Source organism: Streptococcus sp. HMSC073F11 (assembly GCF_001810785.1).
Taxonomy (GTDB): domain Bacteria; phylum Bacillota; class Bacilli; order Lactobacillales; family Streptococcaceae; genus Streptococcus.
Genome location: NZ_KV802684.1, coordinates 40899 through 51417 on the forward strand (window position 1 = coordinate 40899; position 10519 = coordinate 51417).

The 10519-nt window shown below is 41.8% G+C and carries 13 protein-coding genes; all 13 read right to left on the minus strand.

Going from position 1 to position 10519, the window contains the following annotated elements:
• Nucleotides 1-114: 114 nt before the first annotated feature.
• Entirely contained in the window at nt 115-297 is a 183-nt protein-coding gene (locus HMPREF2764_RS00860; RefSeq protein ID WP_000505782.1) for a hypothetical protein, read from the minus strand.
• A 215-nt stretch (nt 298-512) separates the two neighbouring features.
• A complete protein-coding gene (gene rbfA, locus HMPREF2764_RS00865; protein ID WP_001273601.1) occupies nt 513-863 on the minus strand; it encodes a 30S ribosome-binding factor RbfA in 351 nt (116 codons plus the stop codon).
• A 250-nt stretch (nt 864-1113) separates the two neighbouring features.
• A complete protein-coding gene (infB, locus tag HMPREF2764_RS00870) occupies nt 1114-3897 on the minus strand; it encodes a translation initiation factor IF-2 (protein WP_070526463.1) in 2784 nt (927 codons plus the stop codon).
• A 16-nt stretch (nt 3898-3913) separates the two neighbouring features.
• Nucleotides 3914-4213, minus strand: coding sequence for a YlxQ-related RNA-binding protein (locus HMPREF2764_RS00875; RefSeq protein WP_070526466.1), 300 nt, complete (start codon nt 4211-4213; stop codon nt 3914-3916).
• A complete protein-coding gene (gene rnpM, locus HMPREF2764_RS00880; protein ID WP_000857568.1) occupies nt 4206-4499 on the minus strand; it encodes an RNase P modulator RnpM in 294 nt (97 codons plus the stop codon). Before rnpM ends, HMPREF2764_RS00875 begins: the two co-directional genes overlap by 8 nt.
• A gap of 21 nt (nt 4500-4520) precedes the next feature.
• Nucleotides 4521-5657, minus strand: coding sequence for a transcription termination factor NusA (gene nusA / locus HMPREF2764_RS00885; RefSeq protein ID WP_000032280.1), 1137 nt, complete (start codon nt 5655-5657; stop codon nt 4521-4523).
• 42 nt (nt 5658-5699) lie between these two features.
• Nucleotides 5700-6179: a ribosome maturation factor RimP gene (rimP, locus tag HMPREF2764_RS00890; protein WP_083306565.1), complete on the minus strand. Its 480-nt coding sequence runs from the start codon at nt 6177-6179 to the stop codon at nt 5700-5702.
• Between the two features lie 128 nt (nt 6180-6307).
• The gene (locus HMPREF2764_RS00895; RefSeq protein ID WP_398578118.1) at nt 6308-7417 is read right to left on the minus strand and encodes a glycoside hydrolase family 3 protein; all 1110 of its coding nucleotides are present in this window, start codon (nt 7415-7417) and stop codon (nt 6308-6310) included.
• A gap of 261 nt (nt 7418-7678) precedes the next feature.
• A complete protein-coding gene (trmB, locus tag HMPREF2764_RS00900) occupies nt 7679-8314 on the minus strand; it encodes a tRNA (guanosine(46)-N7)-methyltransferase TrmB (protein ID WP_001266095.1) in 636 nt (211 codons plus the stop codon).
• Complete coding sequence (ccrZ, locus tag HMPREF2764_RS00905; protein ID WP_000362999.1) at nt 8311-9105, minus strand: cell cycle regulator CcrZ; 795 nt, start codon at nt 9103-9105, stop codon at nt 8311-8313. The genes trmB and ccrZ overlap by 4 nt, the downstream gene beginning before the upstream one ends.
• A gap of 160 nt (nt 9106-9265) precedes the next feature.
• Nucleotides 9266-9877, minus strand: a complete 612-nt coding sequence (locus HMPREF2764_RS00910; RefSeq protein ID WP_070526473.1) for a CPBP family intramembrane glutamic endopeptidase — start codon at nt 9875-9877, stop codon at nt 9266-9268.
• Nucleotides 9878-9907: 30 nt separating this feature from the next.
• Nucleotides 9908-10156 (minus strand): immunity protein BlpZ, encoded by a 249-nt coding sequence (gene blpZ, locus HMPREF2764_RS00915; RefSeq protein WP_049502002.1) that lies wholly within the window; start codon nt 10154-10156, stop codon nt 9908-9910.
• Nucleotides 10157-10214: 58 nt separating this feature from the next.
• Nucleotides 10215-10519: immunity protein (locus HMPREF2764_RS00920; protein ID WP_261673647.1), on the minus strand; the 305-nt coding region annotated here is incomplete at its 5' end.

The window sequence follows — 10519 nt, forward strand, 5'->3', positions numbered from 1 at the left end:
TGGTTTGAAGAGATTTTCGAAGAGTATAAAATGATTTTACTGCTTATATTATACCATATGGGAAGAGATTAAAAAACTAGCAGTGGAATTCCTGCTAGTTTCTTTCATTTCAAGTTATTCCTTATCCTCTGGTTTTGCGAGCCACTGGGCTACATCCATCAGTTTGTCAGCAAGCAGTACTTTCCCGAATCCTACTAGAGCATTGTCGTCTTTTTTCATGTTCTTCAGAACTTTGACGCTTTGCATCACAAAAAAGTAATTCCCGTAAGTCTTGGCTAGAATTTTTATGAACCCCATATTACCTTCCCTCGTCTAACTGCAGTTTCTAGCTGATTGCTATACCAGACTAGCTAGTCATTGATAAGAAATCATTTCATCTCACTCTTTCCAATTTCTATACTATCATACAAGCTGAGTTTTATAAAGCTTTTTAACAATTTTTTACTCTAGAAAGATTCCCCAGTATTTTTTATTGCCATTTCTCCACCAAAAAAGAGGGTGTCCCCTCTTGCTTAATTCTTATCCAGATTGCGTAGCATTTCGTCAATCTTGTTTCCATATTCAATGGATTCGTCTTTGACGAAGGTTAAATCTGGGATTTTGTACAATTTCAAATTGCGACCAAGTTCACGTTTGATCGTACCAGTTGCTTTTTCAAGCCCGATTTGAGCTTTTTGATTATCCGAAGCCAGGTTACTCAAAATGGTGTAGTAAACCTTGGCAACAGACAAGTCACCCAGCATCTGAACATCTGTAATGGTCACACCTTGGACACGCGGATCACGGACTTTCTTTTGCAAAATCTCATTGACTTCACGCTTGATTTCCATGCCCACACGATCCGTACGGAAATGATTTGCCATGATATTCCTTTCTCTACTTTGAACCAAAAGCTAGGCCAGCAGACCTAGCTATTTTTAAATTTCTTGATTTTTAATTCAAATTGAAACGACGTTCAATTTGAAATCACCTGCTTCTTTCACTGTGGTGAAAGTGATGGAACTGATTTATCAGTCCCATCACAGGGGATTTTTGAGACCTTAGGCTCAAAAATAAGCAATGAAACCATCGGTTTGCTTGCGTCCCTCACCACCTAAGAAAGGAGCAAAAATCTTAACGTTTGATTTCTTCCATGACGTATGCCTCAATCACATCATCAGTCTTGATATCATTGTAGCCATCAATCATCAATCCACCTTCACGACCGTTTGTAACTTCTTTGACGTCGTCTTTGTAGTGTTTCAAGCTTGCGAGTTCGCCATCATAGATTACGACACCGTCACGGATAACACGGACTTTAGAATCACGGGTAACCTTACCACTCGTAACCATGAATCCACCGATGGTTCCCACTTTAGATACCTTGAAGGTTTCACGGATGATTGCTTCACCGATAACTTTTTCTTCGAATTCTGGATCAAGCATTCCTTTCATGGCTTCTTCCATCTCTTCGATAACCTTGTAGATAATGCTGTGGAGACGGATTTCTACATCATCTTCTTCTGCTTGTTGACGAGCTTGTGGTGTAGGGCGCACGTTGAAACCGATGATAAAGGCATTTGAAGCTTCCGCAAGAGTCACATCAGATTCATTAATGGCACCGACCGCTGAGTGAACGATGGTAACTTTGACACCTTCTACATCGATCTTTTGAAGCGAGGCAGAAAGGGCTTCAACTGAACCTTGTACGTCGGCCTTGATGATAACGTTAACAGACTTGAGTTCACCCGCTTTAAGCGTATCAAATAGGTTTTCAAGGCTGACACGTTGGGTAGCTTGACGTTGCTTCATAAGAGCACGTTTCGCACGTTCTTCACCTGCTGCACGCGCAGATTTTTCATCTTCGTAAACGGCAAAGTGGTCACCCGCCATTGGTGCTTCGTTTAGACCTGTGATAGATACTGGTGTCGATGGTCCTGCAACCTTAACACGACGACCAAGGTCATTGGTCATGGCACGGACACGACCGAAGGTGTTTCCGACAACGATTGGATCTTGGACATTCAAGGTACCTTGTTGAACAAGAAGGGTTGCGACCGCACCTTTTCCTTTATCCAAGCGAGCTTCGATAACGGTACCGATCGCACGCACTGTTGGGTCTGCCTTGAGTTCTTGGATTTCAGCCACAAGAAGGACCGTTTCCAAGAGTTCATCGATATTTTGGTTGAACTTAGCTGAAATTTCGACAAACTCAGAATCTCCACCCCAAGCAGTTGACATGACACCGTGTTCTGCCAATTCACCGATAACGCGTTCTGGGTTGGCACCAGGTTTATCAATCTTGTTGATGGCTACAATGATTGGAACGTTGGCTGCTTTTGAGTGGTTGATGGCTTCGATAGTCTGAGGCATAACCCCGTCGTCTGCCGCTACGACCAAGATGGTGATATCGGTAACAGATGCACCACGCGCACGCATCGATGTAAAGGCCGCGTGTCCTGGTGTATCAAGGAAGGTAATCTTCTTGCCGTTTTCAACGATTTGGTAGGCACCAATATGCTGAGTGATACCACCTGCTTCTCCTGTTGCAACACGAGAGTTACGAAGGGTATCTAGAAGGGTGGTTTTACCATGGTCAACGTGCCCCATGATGGTCACAACTGGTGGACGCTCAACCAATTCATCTTCATTGAGATAACCATCTTCGACGAAGAAACGCTCGATGTCCGCATTGTCCACTTCAACCTTTTGTTTGGCTTCGATACCATAATCTACCAATAGGAGTTCAATGGTGTCACCATCCAAAGATTGGTTTTGTGTGGCCATAACCCCCATCATAAAGAGTTTCTTAACGATTTCAGCTGGTTCACGTTTAATACGTTTTGCGATTTCCGCAACAGTCATACCATCTGTATATTCAAATTCTGTTGGCAATTCGTGGAACTTACGTTCTGTAACAGGTTTTGGTGCCTGATTGCGGTTATTTTGCTTGTTGCCTTTTTTATTCTTTTTGTTGTTATTCCAGTTACTATTTCTTTGATTTCTCACTTGATTCTGACTACTTCGATTCTTTTGTTGTTTTCTAGGACCATCTTCTTCGTGATCATAATCGTCACGTTCTTTGTCTGGTCGAGCTTGTTTTTTACGACGTGTATCCACTGGCGCTTCTTTAGCTACAGGAGCTACTGCTACGGCTGACTGAGTTTGTTCAGCTAACTTAGCGGCTTCCTCAAAGATTTCCTCTGGCTCCTTGCGTTTATTAGCTTGAGCCAAGGCTTCTTTAGCAGCTTGCGATTGCTTGAAGCGCTCCTCGCTTGAGCGTGCATACTCTGCATTTTGCTCTGCTTTTAGGGCTGCTGCACGGGCTTTAAAGTCAACACGTGGTCCAGCTTGTTTTGGCTGGAAGTCTTGTTGCTGACGGCGATCATTGCTACGATTTCCTTGACCTTGTGGTTTCTTCCCTTGATCGTTAAATCGGCGATTGTCGCGGTTTCCTTGACCAGGTTTGCCACCATTACGGCCGTCGTTTTTCTGACGGTTGCCGTTTTGTTGTTGGTCACGGTTGTTGCCCTTGTTTTGTTTGCGTCGCTCTGCCTGCTCTTTGGCACGCGCCTCACGCTCCGCCTTGAAGTTTCGACTCTGTGGTCTTGCAGCCACCACTTTTTCTTCCTTAGGAGCTGCAGGTGTAGCTGGTTTGCTTTCTTCCTTAACAGCTACTGGTTTAGCTGATGCAGGCTTTTCCGCTTTCTTTTCTACACTTGCTTTTGGTGTCGCAGGTTTTGCTTCTGCTTTCGGAGCAGCTGGTTTAAAGCTAGCTGCGATTTGTTCAGCAGCAGCAGCTTCCACGCTCGATGAGTGGCTTTTTACATCCAAGCCCAACTCTTTTGCACGCGCTACAACTTCTTTACTTTCTTTTCCAAGTTCTTTTGCGATTTCGTACAATCTTTTCTTAGACAAATCATGTCCTCCTCTTCTATTCCATAAGAGACCTCATTTTCTTTGTAAATCCAGCATCTGTCACAGCCAAAACCTTTCTCGATTTTCCGACTGCTATGCTTAATTCCAGTGTTGAAAACACGGTTATAACTTCTACTTGATAATAGTCACTTTTATCTTGAATCTTCTTGGTTAGATTGGGGCCAGCATCATGGGCTAGAAAGACTAGCTTGGCTTTCTGAGCTTGGATGGCCTTGACCACCAATTCCTCACCCGATATGATCCGGCCTGCTCGTTGAGCAAGTCCCAAGAGATTGCTTATCTTTTGCTTATTCAAGTCCTAACTCTCTTCTTTTCACTTTATGATCCACATAAGCGATCAACTCGTCATAAAAGCTTTCTTCCACTTCCATGTTAAAGCTGCGGTTAAAGACTTTCTTCTTTTTTGCCTCTAGGGCTTCTGTATTGTCTAGCTTGATATAAGCGCCACGGCCATTGGCCTTGCCTGTCGGATCGATAAAGACCTGTCCTTCTTTGTTCTTGACAATGCGGAGCAAATCACGCTTATCAATCACTTCGTTGGATACAACAGACTTGCGCAAAGGGATTTTTCTTGTTTTCATCTTTCCCTCCTCTAGCAGCTTTTATTCTTCGATCAATTCATCCGCAACTGCGTAATCAACTTGACCTGCTTCTTCCATAGCTTCAAACTCACTGGCAGACTTGATATCGATACGGTAACCTGTCAAATGAGCTGCCAAGCGAACGTTTTGTCCACGACGACCGATAGCAAGAGAAAGCTTGTTATCAGGTACAACAACCAAGGCACGTTTGCTGTCATTTTCATCAAAGATAACTTGGTCAACCTCTGCCGGTGCGATGGCATTGTAGATAAACTCAGCTGGATCTGCTACCCACTCGATAACGTCGATGTTTTCTTCTACAGGAATCATACGATCACTCTTGGCATCGTAGCGAGCTGGGTGGAATTTGCTGGTGATTTTCTTGATATTGGCACCACCACGTCCAACGATTGTCCCGATAGCGTCCACGTTTGGATTGTGACTACGAACGGCAACTTTCGTACGGTCACCAGCTTCGCGGGCTACGCTCATGATTTCAACAGTTCCATCGTAGACTTCTGGAATTTCTTGCTCCATCAAGCGTTTGATCATTTCTGGATGGCTACGGCTAACAAATACGTTGACACCACGAGGATTGTCTTCAACCTTGTAAACGTAGACTTCGATACGGTCGTGGGAAGCAAAGACTTCTCCAGGGATTTGGTCTTGTTTGGACAATTGGGCTTCGATGCTGCCAAGGTTGACGTAAATAAAGCGGTTGTCAAATCTTTCTACTGTACCAGACATGATTTCTTGTTCATGTTCTTTATAAGTATTGTAAGTGATGGCACGTGTTTGCTTGCGCATTTTTTCCATGATGGTTTGTTTAGCAGATTGAGCTGCTACACGACCAAACTCAGCAGGTGCTTCTTCAAACTTGATTTTGTCACCAAGTTCATAGGCTGAATTAATGGCAAGGGCATCTTTCAAGCTGATTTCCAAACGGCTATCAAATACTTCATCAACAACTTCACGAACAGTATAGACAGTAAAGTCACCTGTTTTTTCATTGAAGTCAATAGCTACGCTGTCAGATTGACCATAGCGTCTGCGATAAGCAGAACGAAGTGACTCTACTACCGCGTCGATGATGTCTTCTTTTTTGATTCCCTTGTCTTCTTCCAAAATGCGGAAGGCCTCTAGCATTTCTTTACTCATGTTCTTTTTACTTTTGAATCCTCAAAAGCTATCCTTTCTTTTCTATAGTTTAACTGCTAAACGTGCTTTTGATACTAAACTGTATGGAATTTGAACGGTTTTCTTACGTGTCTTGTCCATATATTCCATGGTCAACTCGTCCTCTTCAAAGGATACCAAGGTACCTTCAAAGACTTTTTGCTTATCAATGGCTTGGTAGAGCCCGACATGGATGTATTTCCCAACTGCTCCAGCGACAGCATCCTTGGTTTTCAAAGGACGTTCCAAGCCTGGACTGGTGATTTCTAGGAAATATTGTTCTGGGAAGGGATCTGGCTTGATAGTGTCTAGGACAGGACTGATGATTTCTGTCAGGTCTGCCGTGTCGTTCAAGGTAATCCCTTCGGGTTTATCTACAAAAATACTGAGAATCATGTCACTGCCAATCTTTCCATACTCGATATCCACGAGTTCGAAAGGCGCTTCTATGACAGGTTCTACAACTTCTCTGACTAATTCTACGATTGTTGCGATTGCGTCCACCTCCTCATAAGCAAGAGGCGAAGATATTTCCCCGCCTCTCTTTCTCATATTCTTGCTATAAGTATAACACAAATCAAGCTAACCTGCAAGGATTTGACCTTGAAGCTTTTTGTCTGGGCTTACAAGACTTACTGCGCCGCTCCTAATAATCCTAAGTCGTATTTCCAAGTTAAAACACGTCTCACAGACTCATCAATACGTTCTTCTGTCAATTCTCCAGAGGAAATTTTCTTTAATAAATAAGGGATCTGGGTTTGATAGGAAGACCCTAGAATCAGATCATTTCCAGCTAAAATCACTTGAAAAGCAGCCTCGTCCTGACTGACAAAATCAGCTATTCCTGCCATATCAAAATCATCCGTCATAATGACACCTTTGAAATGCAGTTCCTTCCGAAGAAGGTCAGTGATTTTCGGTGAGATAGATGATGGCACTGTGTCAATTTTAGATAAGATATTGTGAGAGACTAAGACACTATCCGCCCCTGCATCTATCCCAGCTTGAAAGGGAAGAAAATCTGCTTGTCTCAATTCATCTAAAAAACGGTTGTCTTGGATAATAGCGGTATGACTATCTCCATTATCGCCATATCCTGGAAAATGTTTCAAGGTTGATCCAACCTTACTCTCTTTAAGTTCTTCTACGACCTGCTGAACATAGCTTGCAGTTGTTTGGACATCTTGTCCAATCGTTCGATCATAAATGAAGGCTGACTGATTCCTTGCAAGATCTGCAACTGGGAAAAGACCAGCATTGATCCCAACAGATTTTAACAGTTCTGCCTTTTGCTTCGTATCAGAAAGCACCGCCTCCATTCCCCCTTGCTGATAAAGTGCCATAGGAGATTGGAAAGGAGTTTCTAAAATCGAACTGATACGAGTTACTGTCCCTCCTTCTTCATCTGAACCAATCAACAAAGGAATCTTGGCAGCAGCTTGGTAGTCTTTTGTCAAAGTCTTTATATCCTCTAAACTTCGCCCCTCAAAATCTCTTCCAAATAAGATATAACCAGACAAATGATAGGATTGAAGATCTTCTATCTGATGATTAGAAGGAACTCTGGCCCAAAATAATTGTCCTACTTTCTCCTCCAAGGTCATCGTGGCCAATCTGTCTTCGATAACCTTATTTTCCTCTCCTTTACTGGTTTCAATAGTTGTTTCAGTTTTTTCTACTTGAACCTCTTTTTCTGCTTGCACCTCTACTTGTCTATGTTGTTGGTAATCAGAAAAAATCAAACCAACTATCACGTTGTTGGTAATCAGAAAAAATCAAACCAACTATCACAAGGAAAAAGAAAAGATAGAATACAAGAGGGTTTATACTATTTCTCATAACCTTTCCATTATACCACTTATCTGGCCGCAAATACACACTTAGTAAAAAACACCTGTTTTGAAATCAAACTAAAAGGACTTAATTCTGTGCAATACAGAACTAAATCCTTAGAATATATGATAACTTTTTGAATGCGAAACAGTTTTTGAAATCTCTTTAGATTAAAACTGAGCCTCAACTCGGTAGATAACTTGACCCTTATTGGAGAATTTTTGCTCGTATTCTGTCATGACATTGCCTTCAAAATCACTGGCATGTAAATCAAGCCAGACACCATTGAGTTTCATGCCATACTGAGAAAAACTCACTAGGCTATACTCAAACAAGCCACGGTTATCCGTCTTAAAATGAATTTCTCCATTTTCAGGCAAGATACGTTTGAAGGTATCCAAGAAGGTCTTGTAGGTCAAACGACGCTTTTCATGGCGTTTTTTAGGCCAAGGATCTGAAAAGTTCAGATACAAGCGATCAATCTCACCGTCTTCAAAGTAGTCGGTCAAGTCAGAACCATCCACCCACAAGAGCTTGATGTTAGGCACTCCAACTTCAAGCACCTTGTCCAAAGCGTAGCTCAAAACAGACTTTTGAATATCAATCCCGATATAGTTGATGTCAGGGTTTTGCTTGGCCATACCTGAAACAAAGGCACCCTTTCCACTTCCAACTTCCACATGAATGGGATTATCATTGCCAAACAAGTCCCGCCATTTTCCCTTGGCTTCCAAGGGATTGAGGACTACATACTGGGGATTTGCCTCTAGTAATTCTGTCGCCCCTTTACGATTTCTAACTCTCATCTTCTCTTTCCATACTTGTCTCGGAAGTGACGCAAGCCATGGATCTCCCGATTGACATTTTCTAAATCTTGGTTCATATAATACTTGGAAATCTGGCTCAAATAAGACAATTGACCGTACCAATACAATTTATTTAATACCGTTTGATTATACTTGTAACCGTAATAGGTCAACCATTCCTTCCACTGATGTTCTGGAATATAATGGCAGAGCATATGGGCCACATCAAACATGCGGTCGGTCAAACGAACCGAATCCCAATCCACCAAATAAATCAAGCCACTGTCTGTCTCAATCCAATTACTATGTCGTACATCTCCATGGACAATGGTCGCATGGTCCTCTCTAAATCCTGGAATAGTCTGACGTAAATCAGCCATCACTTCACTGATAAAATGATTTTTACGCAAAGCATCTGGAGCCGTTTCCTGCCAAGACTGTAGTAAATCTACAGGTGTTTCCATGGCATACCCCAAACGACTCAACTGTGTCATCAACGGACGTGAGCGATGCAGACGGGTTAAGATATTGACGATTTGTTTACGATTCATATCATAGGGGGTCAATATCTTGCCTGTCAACCATTCTTGAGCACACATATCACGCCCATCTGCCAAACGGCGACTCCATAATAATTGTGGAGCAATTTGTTCTCTAGCTAGACCAGGTAGGATTGGAGAGGTGTTCATTTTTACAAAGATGCGCTTCCCATCAGGATAGCTACCCATATAAGCTTTGCCACTTTTCCCAGGTATGGGAGTCAGTGTTAGCTCATTATCACCCAAATCCATTTCTTTCCTCCGTATAAAGTTTCCTTACTATTCTACTAGTTTTTGGCCTATTCGTCAACCGCTCTAACCCGATTCTCAAAGAAAAGCCTATGGATTGGATTGGGTATCATTATAGAAAGAAAAAGGCAAGCACCGTCTTCTGCTTACCTTTTCGTGATTTTTATAAATAATATAAGAGTGGCCAAGCATTGTAAAACATGTGAACTAGAGTAGAAACCCATAGATTTTGGCTCTTTTTATAGGCAAAGCCCAGCAACAAGCCCCCAAGTAGATAAAAAATAAACGAAGGGACATTAGAAGGTCCATGCATAAAAGAAAAGAGAGAGGAAGTTAGCACAAGCCCTAACCAAGAATTGTCAAAAACGGCACCTTGAAGAAGTCCTCTGAAAATGAGTTCCTCCTGGATGGGACCAAAAACTGAGGAAGTCAAAATCAAAGACAGAGAAATTCCTCTACTGACTTCCTCCAAGTGTTGAACTCCTGCGCCAGAAGAAACAGCGAAGAAATGAATATAAACCAGCGTCTCAAGTACACTTAGAAGAAAAATTGCAATAAAAAGCAAAAGTTCTTTCTTGCTTAACATCCCAAAAGAAATCATTTCAAACTTTCTAGCATAAGCAACACTCATCGAGGTTACTAGAAGACTTACAATAATCAATTCAGATTCATTTTGAAAAAAATCCCCATGGTTAATCGTATAAGGAACTGTAATGACGATTAGTAGTACTAAAAATCCAAAACAAAAGGCATGAAATTTATCAAAAAACTCCATAAAACTAGCCTCCTCAACAAACAAACTTCCCTACAAGTCATCCTTTAACTCTAACCTTTCCAAAACAAACCATTTTAGTAACCAAAATCCGACCACATAGCCAGCCCCTAAGAAGATAGCCATTAAAGCTAGCATGGAATTTAGGGAATTAAAGACCACCGCAGATACAAAGGTTAGCACAAAAACATTAAAGGCAATGGTGTCAGAAGCCAAAACCAGAATATAAGGCGTCAACCAGTCTAAGGTTTTGGAATCTAGGAAAAATAAGTGTTTATACATGATGACCTCCTCCTGCCAGTCTTTAGACTAGTCCCAGATTAAGAAGAAAACCCTTCCTCTACTTTTTATAATACTTCAAACCCCAAATGAGCAGAAGCATGATAATCAAGCAGAGAATAGCGCCAATATAGGCAATTAGTTGTTGGTAAGATTCTCCTGCTGTGACACCTCTATACAAACAAATAATAGACATAAACCCTGTCAAGCCTATATACATGAGTTGATTGGTTCTAGGACTAACCAAATCATCATCTTCAAATTCTCTTATCCTCATTTCCCTAGTGAGGTAAACAGTGAGCAAAATGGAAGCTAAGTTAATAACCACTAAGAGAAATTGGAAAACCAAGGAAAAATTTAAAAACT

Excerpts from the sequence above, each read along its gene's own strand:
- HMPREF2764_RS00860 (WP_000505782.1), bottom strand. The coding sequence starts at position 297 with ATGGGGTTCATAAAAATTCTAGCCAAGACTTACGGGAATTACTTTTTT.
- rbfA (WP_001273601.1), bottom strand. The coding sequence starts at position 863 with ATGGCAAATCATTTCCGTACGGATCGTGTGGGCATGGAAATCAAGCGT.
- rnpM (WP_000857568.1), bottom strand. The coding sequence starts at position 4,499 with ATGAAAACAAGAAAAATCCCTTTGCGCAAGTCTGTTGTATCCAACGAA.
- nusA (WP_000032280.1), bottom strand. The coding sequence starts at position 5,657 with ATGAGTAAAGAAATGCTAGAGGCCTTCCGCATTTTGGAAGAAGACAAG.
- trmB (WP_001266095.1), bottom strand. The coding sequence starts at position 8,314 with ATGAGAGTTAGAAATCGTAAAGGGGCGACAGAATTACTAGAGGCAAAT.
- ccrZ (WP_000362999.1), bottom strand. The coding sequence starts at position 9,105 with ATGGATTTGGGTGATAATGAGCTAACACTGACTCCCATACCTGGGAAA.
- HMPREF2764_RS00910 (WP_070526473.1), bottom strand. The coding sequence starts at position 9,877 with ATGGAGTTTTTTGATAAATTTCATGCCTTTTGTTTTGGATTTTTAGTA.
- blpZ (WP_049502002.1), bottom strand. The coding sequence starts at position 10,156 with ATGTATAAACACTTATTTTTCCTAGATTCCAAAACCTTAGACTGGTTG.